Source organism: Gulosibacter sediminis (genome assembly GCF_023370115.1).
Classification (GTDB): domain Bacteria; phylum Actinomycetota; class Actinomycetes; order Actinomycetales; family Microbacteriaceae; genus Gulosibacter; species Gulosibacter sediminis_A.
Genome location: NZ_CP097160.1, coordinates 942,952 through 967,384, shown reverse-complemented (window position 1 = coordinate 967,384; position 24,433 = coordinate 942,952). Strand labels below are relative to the sequence as shown.

General features: G+C 69.1%; 17 protein-coding genes. 6 read left to right on the top strand and 11 right to left on the bottom strand.

Annotation, left to right across the window (positions count from 1 at the left end):
- Positions 1-4: 4 nt before the first annotated feature.
- The 3 genes from M3M28_RS04355 to M3M28_RS04345 all read left to right on the top strand — a co-directional run bounded on the left by M3M28_RS04355 (position 5) and on the right by M3M28_RS04345 (position 2,703).
- Complete coding sequence (locus tag M3M28_RS04355; protein ID WP_249387601.1) at positions 5-1,081, top strand: hypothetical protein; 1,077 nt, start codon at positions 5-7, stop codon at positions 1,079-1,081.
- Between the two features lie 112 nt (positions 1,082-1,193).
- On the top strand, positions 1,194-1,676 hold the full coding sequence (locus M3M28_RS04350) for a hypothetical protein (RefSeq protein WP_249387600.1): 483 nt from the start codon (positions 1,194-1,196) through the stop codon (positions 1,674-1,676).
- Positions 1,677-1,785: 109 nt separating this feature from the next.
- Positions 1,786-2,703 (top strand): hypothetical protein, encoded by a 918-nt coding sequence (locus M3M28_RS04345; protein WP_249387599.1) that lies wholly within the window; start codon positions 1,786-1,788, stop codon positions 2,701-2,703.
- A gap of 121 nt (positions 2,704-2,824) precedes the next feature.
- Here the strand turns inward: M3M28_RS04345 and M3M28_RS04340 are convergent, their stop codons facing one another.
- The 10 genes from M3M28_RS04340 to M3M28_RS04295 form a co-directional block, all read right to left on the bottom strand.
- A complete protein-coding gene (locus tag M3M28_RS04340; RefSeq protein WP_249387598.1) occupies positions 2,825-4,273 on the bottom strand; it encodes a dynamin family protein in 1,449 nt (482 codons plus the stop codon).
- Positions 4,273-6,504 (bottom strand): Hsp70 family protein, encoded by a 2,232-nt coding sequence (locus M3M28_RS04335; RefSeq protein WP_249387597.1) that lies wholly within the window; start codon positions 6,502-6,504, stop codon positions 4,273-4,275. The genes M3M28_RS04340 and M3M28_RS04335 overlap by 1 nt, the downstream gene beginning before the upstream one ends.
- Positions 6,505-6,589: 85 nt before the next feature.
- Positions 6,590-8,437, bottom strand: coding sequence for a dynamin family protein (locus tag M3M28_RS04330; RefSeq protein ID WP_249387596.1), 1,848 nt, complete (start codon positions 8,435-8,437; stop codon positions 6,590-6,592).
- 75 nt (positions 8,438-8,512) lie between these two features.
- Complete coding sequence (locus M3M28_RS04325) at positions 8,513-9,589, bottom strand: glutathione S-transferase family protein (RefSeq protein ID WP_249387595.1); 1,077 nt, start codon at positions 9,587-9,589, stop codon at positions 8,513-8,515.
- 608 nt (positions 9,590-10,197) lie between these two features.
- Positions 10,198-11,127: a 4-(cytidine 5'-diphospho)-2-C-methyl-D-erythritol kinase gene (locus M3M28_RS04320; RefSeq protein WP_249387594.1), complete on the bottom strand. Its 930-nt coding sequence runs from the start codon at positions 11,125-11,127 to the stop codon at positions 10,198-10,200.
- Between the two features lie 40 nt (positions 11,128-11,167).
- Positions 11,168-12,013 (bottom strand): 16S rRNA (adenine(1518)-N(6)/adenine(1519)-N(6))-dimethyltransferase RsmA, encoded by an 846-nt coding sequence (rsmA, locus tag M3M28_RS04315; protein ID WP_249387593.1) that lies wholly within the window; start codon positions 12,011-12,013, stop codon positions 11,168-11,170.
- Complete coding sequence (locus M3M28_RS04310) at positions 12,006-12,938, bottom strand: TatD family hydrolase (RefSeq protein WP_249387592.1); 933 nt, start codon at positions 12,936-12,938, stop codon at positions 12,006-12,008. Before M3M28_RS04310 ends, rsmA begins: the two co-directional genes overlap by 8 nt.
- Before the next feature lie 4 nt (positions 12,939-12,942).
- Positions 12,943-14,502 carry a methionine--tRNA ligase gene (gene metG, locus M3M28_RS04305; RefSeq protein ID WP_249387591.1) on the bottom strand — a complete coding sequence of 520 codons (1,560 nt, stop codon included), beginning with the start codon at positions 14,500-14,502 and terminating at the stop codon, positions 12,943-12,945.
- A 54-nt stretch (positions 14,503-14,556) separates the two neighbouring features.
- Complete coding sequence (gene rsmI / locus M3M28_RS04300; protein ID WP_249387590.1) at positions 14,557-15,387, bottom strand: 16S rRNA (cytidine(1402)-2'-O)-methyltransferase; 831 nt, start codon at positions 15,385-15,387, stop codon at positions 14,557-14,559.
- A 3-nt stretch (positions 15,388-15,390) separates the two neighbouring features.
- Positions 15,391-17,085, bottom strand: coding sequence for a dolichyl-phosphate-mannose--protein mannosyltransferase (locus tag M3M28_RS04295; RefSeq protein ID WP_249387589.1), 1,695 nt, complete (start codon positions 17,083-17,085; stop codon positions 15,391-15,393).
- 45 nt (positions 17,086-17,130) lie between these two features.
- Between M3M28_RS04295 and hrpA the strand changes: the two genes are divergently transcribed.
- Together hrpA and M3M28_RS04285 are read left to right on the top strand one after the other, a co-directional pair.
- Positions 17,131-21,039: an ATP-dependent RNA helicase HrpA gene (gene hrpA / locus M3M28_RS04290; protein ID WP_249387588.1), complete on the top strand. Its 3,909-nt coding sequence runs from the start codon at positions 17,131-17,133 to the stop codon at positions 21,037-21,039.
- Between the two features lie 67 nt (positions 21,040-21,106).
- Positions 21,107-22,315: an IS30 family transposase gene (locus M3M28_RS04285; protein ID WP_249386060.1), complete on the top strand. Its 1,209-nt coding sequence runs from the start codon at positions 21,107-21,109 to the stop codon at positions 22,313-22,315.
- A gap of 65 nt (positions 22,316-22,380) precedes the next feature.
- Here M3M28_RS04285 and M3M28_RS04280 read toward each other — a convergent pair whose 3' ends face one another.
- On the bottom strand, positions 22,381-23,013 hold the full coding sequence (locus M3M28_RS04280; protein WP_249387587.1) for a class I SAM-dependent methyltransferase: 633 nt from the start codon (positions 23,011-23,013) through the stop codon (positions 22,381-22,383).
- 66 nt (positions 23,014-23,079) lie between these two features.
- Between M3M28_RS04280 and M3M28_RS04275 the strand changes: the two genes are divergently transcribed.
- Entirely contained in the window at positions 23,080-24,384 is a 1,305-nt protein-coding gene (locus M3M28_RS04275) for an enterochelin esterase domain-containing protein (protein ID WP_249387586.1), read from the top strand.
- Positions 24,385-24,433: the final 49 nt, after the last annotated feature.

Below are 24,433 nucleotides of genomic sequence, written 5' to 3'. Positions count from 1 at the left end.
GATCATGAGCAATACGAACGGCATCCAGCACTCCGACGGCGCCCAGGACCCCACCACTGACACGACGACCGGCAACGCCGATGAGTACAGCAACTACTCGTCGGACGGACGCAGCCAGTACGTCGACACCGACGGTGACGGCCTCGGCAACGTCTACAACGTCGACGAAGACGGAGACGGCTACGCCGAATCGACCTACATCGACACTGACGGCGACGGTACCCCAGACTCGATCGTGACCGACACCGATGGCGATGGCGTTCCCGACGAGAACTGGTCGGGTAACGACACGACCGACGAGTACTCGAGCGACAGCTCGACTGACTCGAGCGAGTCGGAGCCGATCCCCGCGAGCCCCGAGTCGACTGACTCGACCGACACGACTGAGTCGACCGAGTCGAGCTACACCGACGACCCAACCGACGTCATCAACCCCGACATCACCGGCTACGCCTCCTCGGTGCAGTACGACGTCGACGGCGACGGCGTCATCGACGCGACCGAGTACGACACCGACGGCGACGGCTACGTCGACACCACCACCTACGACAACAACGGTGACGGCGTCGCCGACGAGATGCTCATCGACGCGGACGGCGACGGCTACGCCGACACTCAAGTCATCGACACCAACCGTGATGGCACCTACGACTACGCCGAGATCGACACGAACGGCGATGGCGTGACCGACGTCTGGGCCTACGACACCGACGGCGACGGCAAGATCGACACCGTCGACTACGACACCGACGGCGACGGCCTCGCCGACGTCACCGAGAGCGCCAACGGCGCCGAGTCACAGAACACGAGCTACGCGGCGCCCACCACCGGTGCGCAGCTCGACCTCGACGGCGACGGCGTCAACGAGTCGACCTACGTCGACGTCGACGGCGACGGCGTGATCGACGGCATCGGCAGCGACTTCGACGGCGACGGCATTGCCGAAACCGTGTACGTCGACACCGACGCCGACGGCGTGGTCGACACGGTCATCATGGACACCGACGGCGACGGCTACCTCGACAGCGCGGCGACCGACGCCGACGGCGATGGCTACGCCGAGACCGAGGTCTCGTTCTAGCGAGAACGCGGCTGCAAAGAATCTCGCAAAAAAATCTGCGCGGGGCGGGAACTTTTCTCCCGCCCCGCGCATCTCATACGTAACGCGACATTTGTAATCGAAGGATCCGATCATGGTGAATGAACCACAAGAAGAGTCACTCCTCGGCGATGTCCCCGCCGTCAGCGACGCGCAGTGGGACAGCATGCTCTCGTCGACGTTCAGCGCCCCTCCGGGCTTCGCTGACTACCTCGTCGACATGTTTGACTCCGTCACGGAAGATGGCACGACCCCCGATGCGGCGGCCGGCGAGACCGACACCGCAGACGACGGCTCGATTGATCCCGACGCGATTGACGACCTCGACGCCGACGACACGCAGCCGCAGGCCGACGCATCCGACGATGCCGAGACTGACAACCAGAGCGACACCGACGACCAGACGGCCGGCGAGCACGTCGACGACACCCTCGTCGACGACGACCCCACCGACTCCCTCACGGGTGCCGGCGAGTCCACCGACACCGACTACGACGCGTACGACACGACCGCCGACTACTCGCACGACGATGCGCTCGGCGGCGACGACATCGACCTCGGCGACCTGGGACTCTAGGCACATCCCCAACGTGGCCAAATAAGTTTTTCGCCACGGGAACTTTCGACCGCCCAACCGCATCCAATCTACGTCCCCCAGCAGCAAGCACAAACAAGGGAAAGCAGACATGAGCAACTACCAGCCCAACGAGAGCATCGACCTCAACCAGGACGGCATCACCGACGCTCAGGCAGTTGACAGCGACGGCGACGGCTACGCCGAGTCGGTCGTGATCGACAGCGACCAGGACGGCGACATCGACATGTCGGTCTCCGACCTCGATGGTGACGGCTACGCCGAGACCACCCTGCTTGACACCGACGGCGACGGCGCCGCGGACACGCAGCTGGTCGACACCGACGGCGACGGCTACGCCGACGAGGTAACGAGCCTCAACGGCAGCGAGCCGGTGGCCCCGACCGACACCACCACCGAGACTGAGACCGACACGGTCACGGACACCACGACCGAGACCGACACCGACACCACGACCGACACCGGTTCGGGCTACTCGGGCGGCTCGGGCTACACCGACGCCCAGTACGACACCGACGGCGACGGCGTGAACGACTCGGCATACTTCGATCTCGACGGCGACGGCTACCAAGAGACCTTCGGCACCGACACCGACGGCGACGGCTACATCGACACGGCGGTCATCGACACCGACGGCGACGGCTCGTTCGAGACCTACGCCGAAGACACCGACGGCGACGGCGTGCTCGACTCGACCTCGAGCGCCGACGGCACGAGCTCCGGCACCGAGACCGACTCGGTCTCGAACGAGACCTCGACCACCGACACGTCGGGCACCGAGACCTCGACCTCGACCTCGACCTCGAGCGACGGCTACTACGACCTCGACGGCGACGGCTACGAAGAGACCTACGGCGCCGACACGAACGGCGACGGCGTCGTCGACGCGATGGCCTCGGACACCGACGGCGACGGCGTCTATGACCTCTACGGCGAGGACACCGACGGCGACGGTGTGATCGAGAGCTTCGACACCGACGGCGACGGCGTCATCGACACCGTCTACTAGGCCGCGAGCCACTCCGCACCGCGAAGATCCCCGCCAGGCACCAGCCTGGCGGGGATCTTGCTTGTATGCACGGCAGACAAAACGGCGCGTGGCAAGTGCGTCGGTGCGTGCCGAAATCGGCTCAGCCCTGGCGGACCGCCATGAGCGTGAACGAGCGGTCGAGGATCTGGTAGGCGTTCTGGCGTTCGGGGTACGGCTCGACAACGGCCGCGCGGCGCGCCTCAACACTCCAGCTCAGCGCCTGCTCGCGCAGCTGCATCGGCGAACTCTGCGCCGGCATGGCGAGGCGCTCGGCGTCGTTACGCGCCGAGAGCTGGCGGTCGAGCATCCCGACGAGCGGGTGGTTCGGTTCGATGGCGGCGAGACGCTCGAGCGCATCCAGCTCGGCGAGCGGATGCAGTTCGGCCCGCAAGCGCGCCTCGGCCACGATCGCGCGCAGCGGCGGTGGGGCTCCGTTCGACCAGGCGAGCCGGTCGAGGGCGTCGAGCGCGCGACGCGCCTTGACGTGGGCGTAGCGGCCCACGTAGCGGTTCGCGAGGGCCCGGCGCAGGTCGTCGATGCCCGAGGCCTGCACGAGCCAGTCGCTCATGGCCCGGGCGCCGCGACGCGCCTCGTTGCGACCGTGGCGGATGCCATACTCGCCGATCAGGTCGGCCAGGCGTGAGATCTCGGAGCCCGGGATGCCCGGGCCGACGACGCCTTCGCCGCTCGGGTCGCGCAACTCGAGGTCGAGGTCGTCGACGTTTGCGAGCTGCGAGAGTGTGCCGGCATCGTGCTCTCGCACGAGCCCGGCGCGCGCCGCCTGCGCCATGTTGCCCGCCACCGCGATGACCGTACCGAGGTGGGCGCCGTGCTGACGCGAGAACTTCTCGGCGCCGGTGCGTGCGAGCTCGATCGGGTCCTGATTGCCCCAGGGCGTGCCGCCAAAGGTGTCGGCGTGACTGAGCACACCGATCGCCCGCGAGGCCGACTCGGCCGGGGTATCGGTGATCGACCCCCACTCGTGTAGAAAGTCGGTGTCGTCGCGCAGCATCATGTCGTGGAACACGTAAATGAGCGCGTCGGCCTGCTGCACGCTCTCGTGCCCGAGCACCGTGCGGCGTGCCGCATCCTCGAGTTCGGTGGTGGTGGTCGACAGACCCGGGGTGTCGATGAGCGTCAGGTCGCGCAGCACCTCGGACTGCAGGAACACGACCGCGTGCGCGATGTGTTCGGTCGGCACGGGCAGCCGCTCGGGCAGGCAACCGTGGTCAAGGTCGAACGGCACTTGCTGGCCGTCGCGCGTGATGACGAGCCCGCGTTCGGGCCCACCGAAGGTGTAGTGCGTCGAAATGCGCGTGCATTCGGTCGCCCCGGTTGGCGCCACCACGCGCCCGACAAGCGCGTTCACAAGTGTCGACTTACCCGCCTTGACGCGCCCGACGACCGCGAGCCGGATCGTCTCGTTGAGCTGCCGCCGAACGCCGTCGGTTACCCGCGCGGTGCCGCGCCGGTCAACGTGGTCGAACGCATCGCACACGTCGAGCACGGCTCGACGCATGAGTTCGGTGACGGTAGCCCACGTGCTCATTAGTTACTTGAGGAGGTGCGGTCGGTCGTCGCGACGGCGTACGCAACGTCGGCGAGCGGCTTCGGCGTGAAGCGGCCCTGGATGTCCGAGAGGTTGTCGTGGTTGCCGCTGTCGTCGTTGCCGAGGGCGATGAAGACGCCGTACGGCTGGTCTTCGTAGACGTAGTAGTGCGAGTAGCCGCCGCCAGCGTCGGTGTACTCCCCCTCAAACTGCGTGCCCGCGACCTCGTCGCCGACCTTCCAATCGGTGTCGGTGTCGTACGACGTCTGCCCGTACTCGAGCGCCTGCTCGTAGCTGTCGAACTCCATGACGTAGAGGTGGGTGTTCGAGCGGTCGTACCAGGTGCAGTCGATCGTCGACTTCACACCGAGGTCGGCATCGGTGCAGCTCGCACCGTCGACCTTGACCACCCATTCGAGCCCCTGCGTGCCCGTGAGTTCGGCGCAGTTTTCCTGGCCCGAGACGGTCGAACCGTCCCAGCACTCGATCTCGCCCGAGGGAACCTCCGGTGAGAGCGCCTCTTCGGCGGGCTGCTCATTCTGGTTGCTGAAGAGGGCGATGCCGCCCCAGATGCCGCCGCCGATGACGATGACCGCGATCACCGCGATGATCGAGATGAGCAGTCCGCGGCGCTTCTTCTTCGGCTGGCCACCCGAGTTCGAGTCGGGGCCAGAGCCATAGGCCGCCTGCGCCGTGGGCGTGTAGCCCCCGCCGTAGCCCGAGCCACTGTTGTTCGACGACGAGTAGGCGCCATACGACGGCGCCGACGAGCCGGAGTCCTGGCGGTCACCGCCGGGGCCGCGGCCGGTCGACTGTGAGTCGAGGCTGCCGAAGCTGCGGGTCGGCGCCGACGACGTGTTCTGCCCGTAGCCCTGCGCGCCCGAGTTCGACTGCTGCTGTTGCTGCGGCGGCGCACCGTACTGCTGGGTCGAGTTGTACTGCTGCGTGTTGTATTGCTGCGTCGGCGGCTGCTGCTGATTGCCCTGTTGCTGGCGCGGCATGCTGCTCGTCTGCGGCGCCACCGAGGGCTGCGCGGCGGTGTCGTTCGGTCGCTGGCCCTGCGGCCCCGTCGGGCCCACCGGAGCGGCCGGGGCGGGCGGGAAGTGGCCGGTGGGAGGCACGGTGCCCGGGGCCTGCGCGGGCCGAGTCGAACCCAGCGGCGCAACGTAGAGCGCGCCCTCGGCGACGACGAGCTTCGGGTCGTCGAGCGTCGCAATGCGAATGCCGGTGCGCTCGCGAATCATCTCGCTAATCGCGGGCGTCCGCGACGAGCCACCCGTGAGGTACATGACCTCGGCGCCGGGGCCCGAGACGGTGTCGAAGACTTCCTTGAGCAGCTTGCCGGCTCGGTCGAGGTCGTCGGCGATGAGCGTCTCATACTCCTGCCGCGTGATCGTAACCACCGCATCCTCGTCACCGAGGCTCACCGCAATGTCGGCGTCGGGTCGCGTCGACAGCTCGGTCTTCGCGGCCGTCACGGCGCGGCTCAGTGAGGTCTGCGCGCGGAGCTCGGCCATCGTCTTCGGCTGGTGCAGGCGCTTCGCGAGCTCCTCGCTCCCGCGGTTCGACAGCGTGTCGAGGGTCCAGTCGAGCAGGCGAGCGTCGAACGAGCGGCCACCGAGCACCGGGTCGCCACCGTAGGCGAGCACGCGGTAGCCCTGGGGTTCGAGGGGCGCGCGCTCGAGCACCGCAATGTCGAGCGTTCCGCCACCGAAGTCGAACACCGCGACGCGCGAGCCCGGCGCCGCCTGGTGGTTGCGTGCGTAGTGCGCGGCCGCGGCGATCGGCTCGTTCACGGTGCGGATGCTCTCGGGCGCGAAGCCCGCGGCCACCGCGGCGCTGCGCAGCGTTTCGATCTGCGAGGGCGCCCACGCCACGGGATGCGTCAGCCACACCTCGGCCGGCGGCTCGTTGTTCTGACGGCGCAGGCTCGCGGCGCGCACATAGCTGTAGATCTCGCGCGCGATTTCCTCGGGGTCGACGATCTTGCCGGCGAGCACCACCTCGCTGCGACCGATCAGCGTCTTTGGCGTGCGCTCGAACCCGTCGGGGTGGCGCAGCTGCGCGTTAATCGCCTCGTCGCCGACGCGGTAGCCGTTCGGCGTGAGCACGATTGCCGAGGGCATCGAAATGCTGACGTCCGACAGGGCGACGGGACGAACGTTGCCGTTCGTGTGGATCGCCGCAGCCGTGTTTGACGTACCGAAATCGATCGCGAGTCGCCAAGCCATCTGTGCGGTTTCCTTTACTGGTGAGGGTGTGCGTGCGCGGGCTTTCCACGAAATCCGCAACGCGTGTGCAAATTAGGATACGAGGTCAGGGTTTCTCGCCCGTGCGTTTCTGTTCAATTGCACGTGCTTCCTGCTCCGCGAGCGCGATTGCGTCACGCAATTGCTTGATCTGCGGGTCGAGTTTGCCGATGCGTTCGCGGCGCTCGGCCTCGGATGCGCGGCGCGCCGACTCGAGGCGCTGCAGCTCAGACTTCGCGGCATTCGCTGACTCGCGCAGGTCGCGGTCAAAGACCTTCTTCGCGTCGGTCGTGATCACGCCAAGCACGCCGCGCACGGCTCGGTCGAGCACCTCGCGCATCTCGGTCGAGGCGTCGGCGACAACCTGAATGACCGACTGCCGCTTCGCCTGGCGGCGCGCGAGCACGAACGAGAGGGAGCCCATCACACCGGCGCCGATGGCCGTGCCGATGCCCGGGAAGATCATCGAGCCGATGCCCGAGCCCATGAGGAACCCCGACATGAGCATGCGCGGGTCGGAGCTTGCGGCCTTGCGATCGCCGAGCTCGCGCTTGCTCTGCCCTGCCTCGTGCGCACGTCGCTCGACCTCGCCGAGCAGGCTGCGCTGCGGGTCCATGCCCGCGGCCGAGTAGAGCTCGTGCAGCAGCATCGTCGAGCGCTGCACGATGCCGTGCATGGCCCGGCCGATCTGCACTTCGACGTCGGCGGCCATCTCGTTCGTCATCGCCTGCGACTGGCGCGCGCTCATGCCCGTGCCCTTGCTCTGCGCGAGCTCTTTCCAGTGCGTGCCGAAGTCGCGGGCGAGTCGCGCATTCGCGCTCGTGAGGTCGACGCGCACCCGGTCGACGTTCGCGCCCCAGTCGTACTTCGCATCCTCGAACTTGCGCAGCAGCTGGTCGCGGTGTTCCTTCACGGCCGTCATCGACGACTGGTCTTCCACCACGCCTCCGAGGGCCTCGCGCTCAGTTTCGAGGGCGATGAGGGGCTCGCGCAGCAGGTCGGCACCGCGGCGCAGCGCGTTGAGCGTCGGCAGCTGGCCGGCCATGCGCAGCGGGTCGCGCAGCGTCGCCGCGAGCTGTGGGATGCCGCTCATCTCGAGCAGCCGGCCGCGGCGCTGCTCGTCGGGCTCGGCGGCGGCACGCTCGCCCCAGGCGCCCGAAACCCCGACGATCGGGATGTTGCCGAGGCGCGGCTCGCGCTGGGCCAAAATCTGGCGGTTCTCTTCGAGCACGGCCTGCCAGTTGCCCCGGTAGAGGTCGATCTTCGTCACCGCAAGCACGAGCTGGTCGATGGTCGCGCTGCAGCGCACGAGGAACTCGAGCGCGGGCGCGGTGATGCGGCCGGATGCGTCGGTCACGAGCAGCAGCACGCTCGCGTCGTGCGAACGGGCGATCGCGCGCATCGCGTAGGCCTCGCTGAGTCCGCCCGAGCCGGGCGTATCAACGAGGGTGGCGTTCGGCACGTAGCCCGGCCGCACGGCGAGCGACGCCTGCAGCGGCTGCTCGTCGGCGTTCATGAAGATCGGCGAATCGACCTGCACCCAGCCCGGCAGCTGCTGCGCGGGGATGCGCCGGCGCGTCGGCTCCGACGCAAACTCGAGCTCGGCGGTGCCCTGCGGGAACTCCTTGGTTGCCGGCGTGTAGTTCACCGCGAGGGCGGTCGTCTCGATCGGCGCCGTCGGCGCGAGGCCGGGGGCTGCGAGCAGCGCGTTGATGAGCGTCGACTTGCCGCGGTTCATCTCGCCGACCACCACGACCGACGGTGCGACGCCCTGGGCGTTCTTCACCATGCGGGCGATCGCCGAGAACTCCTGGCCGAGACCGTGCGCCTTCGCGGCCTGGCCTACGCCACGAAACGCGACGGTCGCCGGGTTCGCCTTCTTGGCGGGCCGTTGCGCGGGGACAGTCGTCGTCATGACGTCCACGCTACTTGCTCAGCGCATCCGCCTGCCACCTTCGGCCGGTGCACGAGACGTACTACTCCAGGCGGTTTAGCCCGCGAACTGGGCCGCTTGCGCCGCCACGAGCTCGTCGATGGTGTGTCCGGGCTCGAGCGGTTCGCGGATCTCGCCGGGCGCCGTGCCGTCGCCGAACGGCGAACCGCCGAGCTGTTCGCGGTGGTGCGGCGTGAGCCAGTTCGCGAAGAGCGGGCCCTGCGGCACGATGCGGGTCGGGTTGATGTCCTCGTGCACCTCGTAGTAGTGGCGCTTGATGTCGACGAAGTCGATCGTGTCGCCGAAGCCGGGCGTCTGGAAGAGGTCGCGGGCGTAGGCCCAGAGCGTCGGCAGCTCGCTGAGCTTGCTGCGATTGCACTTGAAGTGGCCGTGATAGACCGCGTCGAAGCGCGCGAGGGTCGTGAACAGCCGCACGTCAGCTTCGGTGATGTGGTCACCCATGAGGTAGCGGCGGGTCTCGAGCCGCTCAGACACCTTGTCGAGTGCCGTGAACAGGCGCAGGTACGCCGCATCGTAGGCCTCCTGGGTGCCCGCGAAGCCGCAGCGGTAGACGCCGTTGTTGATTTCGGTGTAGATGTGGCGCATGACGGCGTCCATCTCGTCGCGCAGGGCCTCGGGGTAGAGCTTGGGCGCGCCATCGCGGTGGAACTGCGTCCACTCCGTCGAGAAATCGAGGGTGATCGAGGGGAAGTCGTTCGTCACCACGCCGCCCGTCGGCACGTCGACGATCGCCGGCACCGTGATGCCCTTCGGGTAGTCGGGGAAGCGGGCGAAGTAGGCCTCCTGCACGCGCTCGTAGCCGAGCACGGGGTCGCGGCCGCCCGGGTCCTTGTCGAAAGTCCAGGAGCGCACGTCGTGCGTCGGCCCGCACACGGCCATAGAGATCGCGTCCTCGAGGCCGAGCAAGCGGCGGACGATCGTCGTGCGGTTCGCCCAGGGGCATGCCCGCGAGACGACGAGCCGGTAGCGGCCAGCCTCGACCGGCCAGGTCTGGATGCCCTCGCCGACCGAGCGGCCGTCGCGAGTGATGCGATCTTCGATGTAGTTCGTGTCGCGCGTGTACGCGTCGCCGGCGTTCATGTACGCGCCCTTTGTTGAAAAGTCATCGACCATGATGCAAGCCTAGGCGGCCAAGGTGCGTGCCGCATGGATGCGCGGTGCGGGTTGAGCCGCGAGCCCGGTTGGATACGCGGCACAGCTTCGACAGCAATCCCCGCCGGATGCGCGAGCCGCGCTAGTTGTAGCTCCCTGACACGTTGTGAACGTCTTAGCCGGTGGGGTCCTCTCCGATCCCCGAGGCCGGCCTGCGCCGCACCACCGTGCCGTCGCCGCACGAAGGGGCGCCGTCAGCGACAACTGGCGCCGGCAGCATCGCGCCAATTGTCGCTGAAAGCGCCCCTTTCGCTCCCACCGCGTCGCTGAGCGCGCCACTTCCATTCGGCCGCGTCGCTGACAGCGCCACTGCTGAGACGAAAGTCATCCGAACGCAGTTGGGCGACGGCCGCGACACAAATTGGGGCCCCCTGGCACCGAAGTCCGCGGACACTTCACGAGGCGTGCCCGCTCCATATGACCCAGCTGTCCCCCATATGGCGCAGGAGGTATCTATCCCTTCTGCGCCATATATGGGACGGCTGGGTCACGTTGCCTCGTCGAGCCGTTGAGCCGTTGAGCCAACGAACTCGCCATCACACCGTTCACAACGTGACCGGGAAGAACAGCTAGTCGGCGAGGATACGAGCGCCGCCACTCGGCCCGTTCGCGCGCACGACGGTGTCGCCACGCGCGCGGAACTGCTCGGCCAGCGCATCCGCCGCCGCCGCATCCGCCGCGAGGAACGCGAGCGTCGGGCCCGAGCCCGAAACGATGCCGGCGAGCGCGCCGGCGCCCTCGCCAAACTCGAGCGCCTCGACGAGGTCGGGGCGCAGCCGCAGCGCCGGCGCCTGCAGGTCGTTCTGCATTGCGTCGGCGAGCGCGACCGGGTCGCCCGAGCGCAGCGCGAGCAGCGCGGCCTGGGGCACCACGGGAACCGGCTTCGTGAAGAGGTGGCTCGCGTGCTGGGCGCGGTGTTCGTCGAGCGCGCGGTAGGTCGCGGGGGTCGACATGCCCTCGTCGCTGAGCCGCAGCACCCACTCGAAAGCGCCTCCGGCGAGCGTCGGCGCGAGCTCGGTGCCGCGGCCGGTGCCGACGGCGACGTTGCCGAGCAGCGCGAACGGCACGTCACTGCCGAGCTTCGCGCCGAGATCGGCGAGGTCCTCGCGTGTGAGGTTCGTCTGCCAGAGCGCGTCGAGGGCCACGAGCGTCGCGGCCGCGTCGGCCGAGCCACCGCCCATGCCGCCGGCGATCGGCACCTGCTTGCGGATCACGAGCTCGGCGAGCGGCGCGCGACCGGTGAACTCGGCGAGCAGCCGCGCGGCTCGGATCGCGAGGTTGCCCTCGCCCGCCTCGAGCCCCTCGGTGTCGATCGGGCCGGGCGCGAAGCGCAGCGACAGCGTTTCGGCCTCGCGGGCCTCGACCTGCTCGACGAGGTTGAGCGCCATGAACAGCGTCGCGAGCGGGTGGTACCCGTCGTCGGCGACCTCGCCCACAGACAGCGTGACGTTGACCTTGCCTGGGGCCGTCGCCGTCACGCGCCGCGGTGCGTCTGTCATGGCTCCTAGCCTACCCGGGCGGCCGCGCCCGGATTCGCCGCTAGGAGGCGTCGCGCGCGAGGCGCAGAAAGTCGTCGGCCGCGAGCTGCTCGCCGCGCGCCGTCGGCTCGAGTCCGACGCGTTCAAGCGCCGCCGAGGCCTCCTGGGCCGAACCGCCGAAGCTCGGCGCGAGCGCCTGGCGCAGCATCTTGCGCCGCTGGCCGAAGGCGGCGTCGACAAGCTCGAACAGGCGCCGGCGCAGTGCGTCGTCACCGAGGGGCTCGTCGTGAGCGCGGAACTCGACGAGGATCGAGTCAACGTTCGGCACGGGCCAGAACACCTTGCGGCCGACGAGGCCGGCCGTGCGCCACTGCCCATACCAGGCGGCCTTCACGCTCGGGGCGCCGTAGATCTTCGAGCCTGGGCCGGCGGCGATGCGCTCGCCGACCTCACGCTGCACCATGACGACGCCGCGGCGCAGCGAGGGCACGCGCGCGAGCAGGTGCAGCAGCACCGGCACCGAGACGTTGTAGGGCAGGTTCGCGACGAGCGCGACGGGGTCGCCCTCGACGGCATCGACCTTGAGCGCATCCGACTCGACGACCCGCAGCTCGGCGCCCGGCGCGCGCTCGGCCACCGTGAGCGGCAGCTGCTCGGCGAGGCGAGGGTCGATCTCGATCGCGGTCACGCGCGCGCCCGCCTCGAGCAGGGCGAGCGTGAGCGAGCCAAGGCCGGGCCCGACCTCGAGCGCGTGCTCCCCCGGCGTCACCTCGGCCGTCGCCACGATGCGGCGCACCGTGCCGTGATCGTGCACGAAGTTCTGGCCGAGCTTCTTCGTCGGCTGCAGGTCGAGCCGCTCCGCGAGGTCGCGGATCTGCGCCGGGCCGAGCAGTTGGACGTCAGCCACGTCGCGCCGCCCGCCACGAGGCTCGTGCTTCGACGCCGAACGGGCCGTAAAGGTCGAGTGTGTTGCTCGCGATCTGCGCCGCGAGCTCCTCGGCGTCGACGCCGAGCTCGGCCGCCATGAAGCGGATGGTGACCGGAATCAGGTAGGGCGCGTTCGGCCGGCCACGGAACGGGACGGGCGTCAGGAACGGCGCATCGGTCTCGACCAGGATGCGCTCGCGCGGCACGACCTGGAGCGCGTCGCGCAGCAGCTGCGCGTTCTTGAAGGTGATGTTGCCCGCGAACGAGCAGTACCAGCCCTCGTCGCCGGCGATCTGCGCGAGCTCGGGGCCGCCAGAGAAGCAGTGGAACACCGTGCCCTCGGGCGCGCCGACGCGGCGCAGCAGGGCGACCACGTCGTCGTGCGCGTCGCGGTCGTGGATCTGCATCGGCAGCCGCTCGCGCTTGGCAATGTCGATGTGCCCCTCGAACGACGCGTGCTGCGCGCGCAGCGCCTCGTCGCCCGAGGTGCGGAAGTAGTCGAGGCCGGTCTCGCCGATCGCCGCGACCCGAGCATCCTGCGCGAGCCGCGCGATCTCGGCGAGGCCCTCGTCGAGCTCTCCGGCCTCGGCGTAGCGCGGGGCCTCGTTCGGGTGAATCGCGACGGCCGCGAGCAGGCGCTCGTGCGCGTTCGCCGCCTCGACCTGCCACCGGCTCGACGGCAGGTCGCCGCCGACGGTGATCGCTCCGACGACGCCGGCCTGGGCCGCGAGCTCGAGGTGCTCGGCGAGCTCGAGCCCCGCCTCACCGTCCTCGATCTCGAGGTGCGTGTGGTTGTCGTAGCTCGGCACCGCGAGCGCCTCGGGCACGTCCGGATACCGCAGGTCGCGGCGCTGGCCGTGCTCGGCCGTCGCGTCGCGCTTGCGCGGATGCTGCGAGACGGTCACGAGGCTAGTCGGCCTGGTCGATGCGCGGGAACAGCGCCTGCAGCTCGCCGATGCGACCGGTCGAGCGCCACTCGAGCGCCGCATCCGGCCGTACCTCGCCGAGCTCGCCCTCGCCGCCGACCGCGGCCCAGAGCTTCTCGGACGCGAGCGGGATGATCGGGTGCAGCAGCACCGCGAGAATGCCGAGGCCGCGCACGGCCGTGCCGAGCACGCCCTCGAGGCGCTCGCGCAGCGAGTCGTCCTTCGCGAGCTGCCAGGGCGCCTGGTCGGTGATGAACTGGTTGAGCGCGTCGACGAGCCGCCAGACTTCGGCGATGGTCTGGTCGATCGCGAAGCGGTCGATGGCGTCCTCAGCACCGGCCACCGCGGACTTCGCGAGGTCGAGGAGGGCGAGGTCATCGACATGGGTCGAAGCCGCGGCCGGGATCTCGCCATCGAAGTACTTGTTCACCATCGCGACGACGCGCGAGGCGAGGTTGCCGAGGCCGTTCGCGAGCTCGGAGTTGTAGCGCGCGTGGAGGTCCTCCCACGAGAACGAGCCGTCCTGGCCGAGGTGGATGGCGCGCATGAAGTAGTAACGGAACGCGTCGGAGCCGAAGGTGTCGGTGATCTCGCTCGGCTCGATGCCGGTGAGCTTCGACTTCGACATCTTCTCGCCGCCCACGAGCAGCCAGCCGGTCGCGAAGACGCGCTGCGGCGGCTCGATGCCCGCGGCCATGAGCATGGCGGGCCAGATCACCGCGTGGAAGCGGATGATGTCCTTACCGACAATGTGGTTCGCGGGCCAGCGGCGGTCGAAGTTGCCGTCGTCGTCGCCGTAGCCGACTGCCGTGATGTAGTTGAGCAGCGCGTCGACCCAGACGTAGACGATGTGCGCGTCGTCCCACGGCACCCGCACGCCCCAGTCGAAGCTCGTGCGCGAGATCGACAGGTCGTGCAGGCCGCTGCGCACGAAGCTGACGACCTCGTTGCGCGCCGACTGCGGCTGCACGAAGGTCGGGTTCGCCTCGTAGAAGTCGAGCAGGCGCTGCTGGAAGTCGGAAAGCTTGAAGAAGTAGTTGCGCTCGGCCATGAGCTCGAGCGGCTTCGAGTGGATCGCGCAGACCTTTTGGCCCTCGTACTGGCCCTCGCCGTCGACGATTTCGTTGTCGGGCTTGAATTCCTCGCAACCCACGCAGTAGAGCGCCTCGAACTCGTCTTCGTAGATGTAGCCGGCGTCGTTGAGGTGCGTCAGGAACTTCTGCACGCGGGTCTCGTGGCGCTCCTCGGTCGTACGAATGAAGTCGTCGTTCGAGAGGTTGAGCGTCTTGAGCATCGGCTTCCACGCGCCGTCGACGAGCTTGTCGGCCCACTCGCGCGGCGTCATGCCGTTCGCGACGGCCGAGCGCATGATCTTCTGCCCGTGCTCGTCGGTGCCGGTCAGGAACCAGGTGTCGTCGCCGCGCTGACGGTGCCAGCGGGCAAGCACGTCAGCAGCCACCTCCGCATACGCATGCCCGATGTGGGGCACGTCATTGACGTAGAAGATGGGAGTGGTGACGTAGAACGATTCGCCAGAAGCCATGCCGGAAAGTCTATCGGGTTGCGTGGGCGTCAATGACACGGCCGTTGCCGATGGTCATACGGCACCATTCACACCGCGTGCCGCGAGCGCCGCGTCGTAGAGCGCGCGCTTGCGCAGGCCCGTGCGAGCCTCGACCTCGGCCGCCGCATCCTTGAGCCGCAGGCCGCCCGCCGCGAGCCGCAGCACCTCGGCAACGGCGTCGTCGAGCTGCACCTCGCGCGCCTCCGCGCCCGCGAGCACGAGCACGATCTCGCCCCGCACGCCCTCGCTCGCCCACTGCGCGAGCTCAGCGCAGGTGCCGCGACGCACCTCCTCGTGCAGCTTGGTGAGTTCGCGGCAGACGACGACCTGGCGCGCGGGCCACGCGGCGGCGAAGTCGTCGAGCGTGGTCGCGAGGCGGTGCGGCGACTCGTAGAGCACCGTTGTTCGGGGTTCGTCGGCAAGCTGCTCGACGAGCTTCGCCCGGTCGGACTGCTTGCGCGGCACGAAGCCCTCGAAGCAGAAGCGATCGGTCGGCAAGCCGGCCACCGCGAGCGCCGTGATGACCGCGCTTGGCCCGGGCACCGACGTGACCGTCACGCCGGCCTCGGCACAGGCCCGCACGACGCGGAAGCCGGGGTCGGAGATCGCCGGCATGCCCGCATCCGACACGAGCACGACCGTCTGCGCGGCGGCCAGGCGGGCTACCTCATCCGCCGCCTCGTGCTCGTTGTGTTCGTGTAGCGCGATGAGCTTCGGGCGCTCGGTGACCTCGAGCAGGCCGAGCAACTTCGCCGTGGTGCGGGTGTCCTCGCACGCGATGAGGTCGGCCGCGCGCAGGGTGTCGGCCAGGCGACTCGAGGCGTCCCCGAGATTGCCGATCGGGGTTCCGGCAAGGATGAGCATGGCCTAGTACCAGCCCGGCAGCCAGTGAGTGAGGTTGAAGTACCAGTCGGGAATCTGCAGGCCGGTCCACACCGGGTAGAAGAACACCGACACGAGGATCGCAAGCACAAAGAACCCGGTAATGAGGTTGACGGCGAGCGTGCGCTGTTTTCGCGGATCCTTCGCTTCGCCCGCGAGCGTCTGGAGCGCGAGGGCGGCCGCGAGGAACATGAACGGCAGCCAGACGATGACGTAGAAGTGGTACACCGAGGTGCGGCCCGTGAGCAGCCAGGGCAGGTAGCCCGCCGCGTACGACACGAGAATCGCGACGTACGGCCAGCGCGGCTTCACGAACAGCATCATGATGAGGAACACGACGGCGATCGTGCCGAGCCAGTACAGCAGCGGGTTCGACAACGAGGTGACCGCCTGCACGCACTGGTCGGCATGGCAGCTCGGGTCGGTCGCCGGGTCGATGTAGGTGTACTGGAATGCGGTGGGTCGCAGCAGGAACGGCCACTCGTACGGCGCCGAGTTGTAGGAGTGCCCCGCCGCGAGCCGCGAGTGGAACTCGTAGACCTGCATCTGATAGTCGACGAAGTGCGAGAGCGACAGCTTCGCCCACTCGAAGAAGTTGCCGCCCTGCCACGCGCCGGTGTCGACGATGCCGTTGAAGCCGCGACCGGTGATGAACCAGCCCGCGTAGCTCGTGAGGTAGATGACGACCGTGAGCGGCACGGCGAGCAGGAACGAGATGGGCCCCTGCTTCAGCGTCGCCGACGAGAGCCAGAGCGTGATGCCCGACTGCTTGCGGTTGTATGCGTCGAGCGCGATCGTGAGCACGCAGTAGAACGCGAGGTAGTAGAGGCCCGACCACTTCACGCTCGTGGCGAGCGCGAGGGCAATGACCATCGCCACGAACCAGGGGCGGCGCCAGACGACCGGACCCCAGTCCGGACCGGTCGGCCGCTTGGCGGGCGGGTCGATCGTGCTCGTCCACTTGACCGGCGTGCTCTCAAGCGGCACCGACGCATCCTTCGCGTGCTCGCGCTGCCGCCACGCCGCCACCCAGCTCGCGAGCTGCCGCTGCTGGTCGTCGCGGTCGTAGAGGAGGAAAAGGAAGGCGAGCAGCACGAAAAACATCACGAAGATGTCGAGGATGCCCGTGCGGCTCATCGCGATGGCGTGGCCGTCGATCGCGAGCATCGCCGCGGGGATCGCGCCCATCGCGATCGAGCGGAACAGCTTCTTGCCGACGAGGTAGAGCAGCGGCACTGAGGCGGCGCCGAAGAGGGCGACGCCGAAGCGCCAGGCCCAGACGTGCTCGACCCCGAACAGGTGCATGAAGATGCCGATGAGGTACTTGCCGAGCGGCGGGTGAACGACGTACTCGGCATCGTTGAGGTAGCCGCCGTAATCGCCCGTCGCCCAGAGCTCATCTTTGTTCTCGGGCCACTCGGATTCGTAGCCGTTGTTCGTGATGGTCCAGCCATCGGGCACGTAGTAGATCTCGTCAAAGACGATGCCGTTCGGCTGGTCGAGCCGCACGAACCGCACGAGCACCGCGACGAGCGTGATGATGCCGACGATGATCCACTCGGTGCGGCGCCGAGCCTGCGGCGTTGCCGTCCACCGGCCCCAGCGATCGTCCGCCCACGACCCCACCGGCGGCGTCGGGGTGCTCGCGCCGTCACGTTGGAGTTGGGTCGGGGCAGTCACTCGACCATCGTAGGGGATGCCCCTGTCACCTAGACTGGTGGGCCGATGGTCGCCATTCACTTCCCACCCGAGCTGCCGGTCTCGCAGCGCCGCGACGAAATCGCCGCGGCGATTCGCGAGCACCAGGTGGTGATCGTCGCGGGCGAAACCGGCTCGGGCAAGACGACGCAGCTGCCAAAGATCTGCCTCGAGCTCGGGCGTACCGCGATCGGGCACACGCAGCCGCGCCGCATCGCGGCCCGCACGATCGCCGAGCGCGTGGCCGAGGAGCTCGGGGGCAAGGTCGGCGAGCTCGTCGGCTACCAGGTGCGCTTCACCGACGCCTCGAGCGAGTCGACGCGCATCAAGCTCATGACCGACGGCATCCTGCTCGGCGAGCTGCGCCGCGACCGGCTGCTGAAGCGCTACGACACGATCATCATCGACGAGGCGCACGAGCGCTCGTTGAACATCGACTTTCTGCTCGGCTACCTCAAGCGCCTGCTTCCCGAGCGCCCCGACCTCAAGCTCATCATCACCTCGGCAACAATCGACCCCGAGTCGTTCTCACGGCACTTCGACGACGCGCCGGTCATCGAGGTGTCGGGCCGCACCTACCCGGTCGAGGTGCGCTATCGGCCACTCGTCGGCGAGGCCGCCGAAGACGACGAGGCGGATGCGCAGGACGCGCCGTCGGCGACCGACGACCGCGACGTGAACGAGGGCATCGTCGCGGGGCTGCGCGAGCTCGCCGGTGAACGGGCCGGCGACGTGCTCGTGTTTCTGCCCGGCGAGCGCGAGATTCGCGAGGCCGAGGCGGCGATTCGCGCATCCCTCTCGACCCGCGAACTCGAGGCGACCGAACTCCTCCCCCTCTATGGCCGGCTCAGCGCGCACGATCAGCACCGCGTGTTCGAGCCGAGTACGCGGCCCGGCGTGCGGCGCCGCGTCGTGCTCGCAACGAACGTCGCCGAGACCTCGCTCACGGTGCCGGGCATCGCCTACGTCATCGATGCGGGCCTCGCGCGCATCTCGCGTTACTCGGTGCGCGCGAAGGTGCAGCGGCTGCCGATCGAGGCGATCTCGCAGGCCTCGGCGAACCAGCGCTCGGGCCGCTCGGGTCGCACCCGCGACGGCATCGCGATTCGGCTCTACAGCGAAGAGGACTTCGAGCGTCGGCCCGAGTTCACCGACCCCGAGATTCTGCGCACGAACCTCGCGAGCGTGCTGCTGCAGATGCTCGAGCTCGGACTCGGTGCGATCGAGGACTTCCCCTTCCTCACCCCGCCCGACTCGCGTGGCGTGAAGGACGGCGTCGATCTGCTGCGCGAGCTCGGCGCGATTCGCGGCGGCACCGCCCGCAGCGTGCCGCAGCTGACGAAGATCGGCCGGCAGCTCGCATCCCTGCCCATCGAGCCCCGCTTCGCCCGCATGGTGGTCGAGGCGAAGCGGCTCGACGTCGCCCGTGACGTGCTCATCATCGTCGCCGGCCTCACGGTGCAGGACATCCGCGAGCGGCCGCTCGAGCAGCGCGCCAAGGCCGACCAGTTGCACGCGCGGTTCCGCGACCCATCGAGCGACTTCTTGTCGCTGCTCAAGCTCTGGGGCTACCTCGAGGAGCAGCAGCGCGAGCTCGGCTCCTCGGCGTTCCGCCGGCTGTGCAAGGCCGAGTTCCTCAATTACGTGCGCCTGCGCGAGTGGCAAGACCTTTTCCGACAACTGCGCGAGACCGCGAAGCCGCTCGGCCTGCGCATCCAGCGGCCGGATGCGGGGGCCGAGCCGGGCGAGAACGCCGACGCCGTGCATCGCGCGCTGCTCGCGGGCCTGCTCAGCCACATCGGGGTGTTCGACCGGCAGCGGCGCGACTATCGCGGGGCGCGGAACACGCGATTTCGGGTGTTCCCAGGTTCGGGGCTCAAGGGCTCGAACCCCGAGTCGGTCATGGCCGCCGAGCTCGTCGAGACCTCGCAGCTGTTCGCGCGCACCGTCGCGAAGATTCAGCCCGAGTGGGCCGAGTCGCTCGCGGGCGAACTCGCGAAACGGCAGCACTCCGAGCCGCACTGGGAGCGCAAGCAGGGGCAGGCGGTCGCGCTCGAGACGGTGACGCTCTACGGCGTGCCGATCGTGACGCAGCGCCGGGTCGGTTTCGCGAAGATCGACCCGTCGTGGAGCCGCGACCTGTTCATTCGGCACGCGCTCGTCGAGGGCGATTGGACGGGCCGGTACCCGTTCGTGCGCCGCAACCAGCAGCTGCTACGCGACGTGGCCGAGTTTGAGGAGCGCACGCGCACGCGCTCGCACCACGACGACACCGAGGTGCTGTTCGAGTTCTTCGACGAGCGGTTGCCGGCCGAGGTCGTATCGCAGTCGACGTTCGACCAGTGGTGGCGCGCCGCGCAGCAGGAGCAGCCGAAGCTGCTCGACCTGCGCCGCGGCGACCTGCTCGAGGACGAGGGCGAGACCGAGGACGCCGAGGCGTACCCGCGCACCTGGCAGCAGGGCGAGCAGCAGCTGCGGCTGCGCTACAAGTTCGACCCGCAGGCGCCCGACGATGGCGTCACGGTCGTCGTGCCCGTGCAGCTGCTCGCGATGCTCACGCCCGACGGTTTCGACTGGCAGGTGCCGGGCCTGCGCGCCGAGCTCGTGACGGCGCTGCTGCGCACCCTGCCGAAGGCGACGCGACGCAACTTCGTGCCGGCCGCCGACTGGGCGACGCGCCTGCTTGAGCAGGTCGGCGAGGTGCGGCCCGATCGCGGCGAGCCCGTCGACGCGCCCCTCACCGAGGTGTTGCACGGGCACCTGCAGCGGCTCGGCGGTATCCGCTTCGACGCCGGCGAGTTCGAGCCCGAGCGGGTGCCCTCGCACCTGCGCATGCGCTTCCTCGTGCTCGACGACCGCGGCCGCGAACTCGGTGACGGCAGCAACCTGCTCGAGTTGCAGCAGCGGCTGAAGCGCCAAAGCGAGGCCGCGCTCGTGCGCGCGACCGAGGCTCCTCCGACGCCCGGAAATCGGCGCGGCCGCGGCAGCCGCAAGGATACGCCGGGCGGCGATGCCGCAGCCTCGGCGGGGCCCCCGGGTGGGTCGAAGGAGTCCGTCGCCGAGCAGCGCGAGCTCGACGGCTGGCCGGAACGCGATCTGCCCGAGACCTTCGAGATTCGCCGCAAGAACGGCGTGATTCGGGCCTGGCCGACGCTGCAGCTGCGCGACCCCGCGCATCCCGCGGCGAGCGAGGTCGACCTCGTGCTCGCGACGACGAGCGCCGACCAGGTGCGGGAGCATCCACGGGCCGTCGCTGTGCTGCTCGCCCGGAGCGTGCCCTCGCCGGCGACCTACGTGCTCGCGCACCTCACCTCGCAGGAGAAGCTCGCGCTCGCGGCGAGCCCGTACCGCTCGACCGAGCTGCTGCTCGCCGACGCCACCATCGCGCTTGCCCAGCGGGCCGTCGACGCGGCCGGCGAGCCGGTGCGGACGCGGGCCGCGTTCGACGCCATGCGCGAGCGGTTCAACGCCGAACTCATCGACGCGCTGTTCGACGTCGTGCGGCTCGTGGGACAGGTGCTCACAGCGCACCGCGACGCCCTGCGGACGATCAAGGGCAGCAACGCGATGGCGTACCTCGCGACCCTCACGGATGTGCGCGGGCAGCTCGAGGCCCTCGTGTTTGACGGCTTCGTGTCGCGCACCGGGCTCGAGCAGCTGCAGCACCTGCCTCGGTATCTGCGGGCCGCCACGGCGCGCATCGAGCGGCTCAGCATGAGCGCGGCGACCGAGCGCGCGGGCGCCGCCGAGCTCGAGCAGGCGCTCGCGCTCTACCGGGATGCGGGCGGCACGCTGCCGCTCGGGCTCGACGCGCCGGAGCACCTCGTCGCGGCGCGCTGGCTGCTTGAGGAGTTCCGCGTCAGCCTCTTCGCCCAACAGCTCGGCACGGCCCAACCGGCCAGCCTCAAACGCCTCCGCAAACTTTTAGGGGGTTGAGTGGTCACTTTTGTAGGTTTGGCGGCGGTGGATTCATACGGTCGTTGCAACATGAGGAGGATGTTGCATGCCGAAGAATCCCCACGGGAACCGATACAAGCAGGCCGTTCGGGACCAGTTCGTTGACCTGATCTGCAAGGACGGGTTGCCGCCCGCCAGGGCGGCAACCCGTCTCGGCATCGGGTCAGGCACTGCGGCCAGGTGGCGACGGAAGTATGTCGGAATGACCGCGTTCGAACTCCGCCACCACACCCCAATCACTATCGATCAAGAACACATCGGACGCGGCCTCACGTTCGAAGAACGCGTGCTCATCCAGGCCGGGATCCGTGACCAATGGACCCAATCCCGCATCGCGGCAGAGATCGGCCGGGACCGGTCCGTGGTCTGCCGCGAACTGCACCGCAACACCCACGCAGACGGCCAGTACTCGGCCGCGGCCGCGCACCTGAACGCCCGCCACCGACGACGTCGGCCAAAACCCCCGATCCTGTGCCGCGAGGACACCGCTCCGTTACGCGGGTTCATCGAAGACGCGATGGATGTGGGCTGGTCCCCGAAACTCATCGCGGACATGTTGCGCCGGGAACCCGACGCCACAATGGGGCGTGTGAGCCACGAAACGATCTACCGCGCCCTGTACGTCCAAACCCGGGGCGGGCTGCGGCAAGACCTGGCAAAACAGCTATCCCTGGGGCGTAGCCAACGCAAACCCCAGGGCACGACCGAGCGGCGGGGCCGGTCAATCTACCAGGATGCGTTCACGATCAGTGAGCGCCCGCCCGAGGTCGAAGACCGCGCCATCCCCGGGCATTGGGAAGGCGACCTCATCGTCGGGCCGGGGAGTAAGTCCGCGATTGGCACGCTCGTGGAACGCGCGACCCGGTTCGTGATCCTGCTCCACCTCCCCGACGGGCACACCGCGAACCAGGTCGCGACGCAAATGATCCAACAAATGCGCCAACTCCCAGAACAACTACGGCAATCGATCACCTGGGACCGCGGCACCGAATTAGCGGAGTACCGGCGCATCCAAACCGAACTCGTGGACGCCGTGTACTTCGCCGACCCCCACTCGCCCTGGCAGCGCGGATCGAACGAGAACACGAACCGACTGCTGCGGCACTGGTTCAAAAAGGGCACCGACCTGTCCGGGCACACGCAACAGGACCTGGACGAGGTCGCACGCAAACTCAACACACGACCCCGCCCAACCCTGGACTACGACACCCCAGCCAAGCGCCTCAACCAGATCCTTGTTGCATCCACCAGTTGACAATGCCGGCGCCAAACCTACAAAAGTGACCACTCAACCCCCTCTCCGCTCGCCAGAGGGAGTGGTTATTCGTCTTGTTCGGGGGCGTCGGGGGTGCGGGTGAGCACGGCGACGAGGAAGTCCTCGGCCGGGGCGTGGAGCTGCCACGTCGAGTAGTGCTGCTCGAGCACGAGACCCGACTCGAACGCATCCGCCGTGAAGTCGACGAAGTCGTAGCCGCGGCCCGCGCCGAAGCCGACGACGAGACGACCGTTCGGCGCGAGGTGGCCACGCAGTCTCTCGAGCGCAGGCTTGCGCTCGGCCTCCGAGAGGAACGTCATGACGTTGCCGGCCGACACGATGAGGTCGAACTCCTGCAGATCGCCAAACTCATCGTCGACCGCGAACGTCGCGAGATTGCCGACCTCCCAGCGCGCCTGCGGGTAATCGGTGCGCGCCACCGAGATGAGGTACTCGTCGAGGTCGACGCCGACCACCTCGTGCCCGCGCTCGGCGAGCCAGCCGCCGATGCGCCCGGTGCCGCAGCCCGCGTCGAGGATGCGGCTGTGTCGTTCGGCCATCGCGTCGATGAGCCGCGCCTCGCCGTAGATGTCGCGGCCCGCATCGGCGAAGCTGCGCCACCGCTCGGCGTAATTGCGGGCGTGATCGGGGTTTGCTCGCACGGCGGCGAGCCAGACGTTTTCTTGGGGAGCGGGCATTCTTCCAGTATCTCGCACCCGGGCCCGGCCGGGCTCCCAGCACCGCGGCGAGTAACGTATCGCCCCGTGACTGACTCCGCGCCCTCCCCCGACCACCTCCGCCGCACGACTCCGCCGCACGCGCCTCGGCCCTGGCCGCTGCCGGTCACCGAGTCCCCGCGCATCCGGGCGCTCGAAACGGCACTCGCCGGCGCAGCTGCCGCGGATCGCGCCGGGCACGTCGACGCGTTCCTCGCCGAGCTCGGGGCCGCGGGCGCGCCACTGATCGAGCCAGCGGATGTGCCGAGCCACCGCGTCGTCACGTTCCTCTACCGCGGCCCGGCACCCTTCGTGTATCTCTTCGCGAACAAGCTCACCGACCCGTTCACACCGGCCGAGGGGCGCCTTCGCCAAGTCGGCGAGAGTGACCTCGCAACACTCTCGCTGCGCATGCCCGCCGACTGGATCTGCTCGTACCACTTCCTCACTCCCGAGGCCGAGCTCGAGGCGGGCGGCCGTCTCAGCATCCGCGACGTGATGCGGCAGTCGGCCTCGCTGCTGCCCGACCCGCGCAACCCGCGCCAGCGCCCGAACAAGCTGCTGCCGCAGGCGCCGCACAGCATCGTCGAGCTCGATCGCGCGCCGCAGGAGCCCGCCACCGCGGACTTCGACGACTGGCGCTCGGTGGGCGCGCCCATCACGCTGCCCGTGAGCCGCACCAAGGTCGAGGCGACCGTGCGCAGCCACCCCGCCGCGAGCCCCGATTCCCCGACAATGCTGCTGCTCGATGGTGAGGTGTGGCTCGACGACGAGCTGCTCGCCGGCGCGCTGAGCGCCCGGATCGCCGAAGGCACGTGCCCGCCGCTGCACCTCGTCTACCTGCCGTCGGGCGGCCCGGACGACCGCATCCTCGACTACCCTGCCGGGCCGCTGCAGCAGCGCGAGCTACTCACGCAGGTGGTCGACGCGCTCGAGGCCGCGGTGCCGGGCTGGCACGGCGGCCTGATCCCGGCCGGGCAAAGCCTCGGCGGGCTCTTCGCGCTGTTCGCCGCCGTGCGCGCGCCTGAGCTCGTGCGCGCCGCGGTCGGCCAGTCGCCCTCGCTCTGGTGGCCCACGGTCGAGGCCCCCGAGCTGAGCCCCGGCGCCTGGTTCGCCGAACTCGGCGCCGCAGGCGAGTGCGCGCCCTGCGTCGTGCAGCTCGGTCGCACCGAGTGGGTGCTGCAGGAGGCGGTGCTGCACGCCCGCGAGTTCCTGCGCGGCATCGGCAGCCTCGTCGAGACGCCGACCGATCTCGTCACGGGCGGTCACGACGTCGCCTGGTGGCGGCGCACCCTCCCGGACGCCATCGCCGTCGCGGCCACGTCGATCGGCGGGCCGTCGGCGAATTCCTGACTTTGCGTCGTGTCCGGCCGCGCCGTCATGTAACTTAGGTAAGCCTTAC

Coding starts and splice junctions, on each gene's coding strand:
- M3M28_RS04335 (WP_249387597.1), bottom strand. CDS start 6,504: ATGGCTTGGCGACTCGCGATCGATTTCGGTACGTCAAACACGGCTGCG.
- M3M28_RS04340 (WP_249387598.1), bottom strand. CDS start 4,273: ATGAGCACGTGGGCTACCGTCACCGAACTCATGCGTCGAGCCGTGCTC.
- M3M28_RS04280 (WP_249387587.1), bottom strand. CDS start 23,013: ATGCCCGCTCCCCAAGAAAACGTCTGGCTCGCCGCCGTGCGAGCAAAC.
- M3M28_RS04350 (WP_249387600.1), top strand. CDS start 1,194: ATGGTGAATGAACCACAAGAAGAGTCACTCCTCGGCGATGTCCCCGCC.
- M3M28_RS04325 (WP_249387595.1), bottom strand. CDS start 9,589: ATGGTCGATGACTTTTCAACAAAGGGCGCGTACATGAACGCCGGCGAC.
- M3M28_RS04345 (WP_249387599.1), top strand. CDS start 1,786: ATGAGCAACTACCAGCCCAACGAGAGCATCGACCTCAACCAGGACGGC.
- M3M28_RS04285 (WP_249386060.1), top strand. CDS start 21,107: ATGCCGAAGAATCCCCACGGGAACCGATACAAGCAGGCCGTTCGGGAC.
- hrpA (WP_249387588.1), top strand. CDS start 17,131: ATGGTCGCCATTCACTTCCCACCCGAGCTGCCGGTCTCGCAGCGCCGC.
- M3M28_RS04320 (WP_249387594.1), bottom strand. CDS start 11,127: ATGACAGACGCACCGCGGCGCGTGACGGCGACGGCCCCAGGCAAGGTC.
- M3M28_RS04330 (WP_249387596.1), bottom strand. CDS start 8,437: ATGACGACGACTGTCCCCGCGCAACGGCCCGCCAAGAAGGCGAACCCG.
- rsmI (WP_249387590.1), bottom strand. CDS start 15,387: ATGCTCATCCTTGCCGGAACCCCGATCGGCAATCTCGGGGACGCCTCG.
- metG (WP_249387591.1), bottom strand. CDS start 14,502: ATGGCTTCTGGCGAATCGTTCTACGTCACCACTCCCATCTTCTACGTC.
- M3M28_RS04355 (WP_249387601.1), top strand. CDS start 5: ATGAGCAATACGAACGGCATCCAGCACTCCGACGGCGCCCAGGACCCC.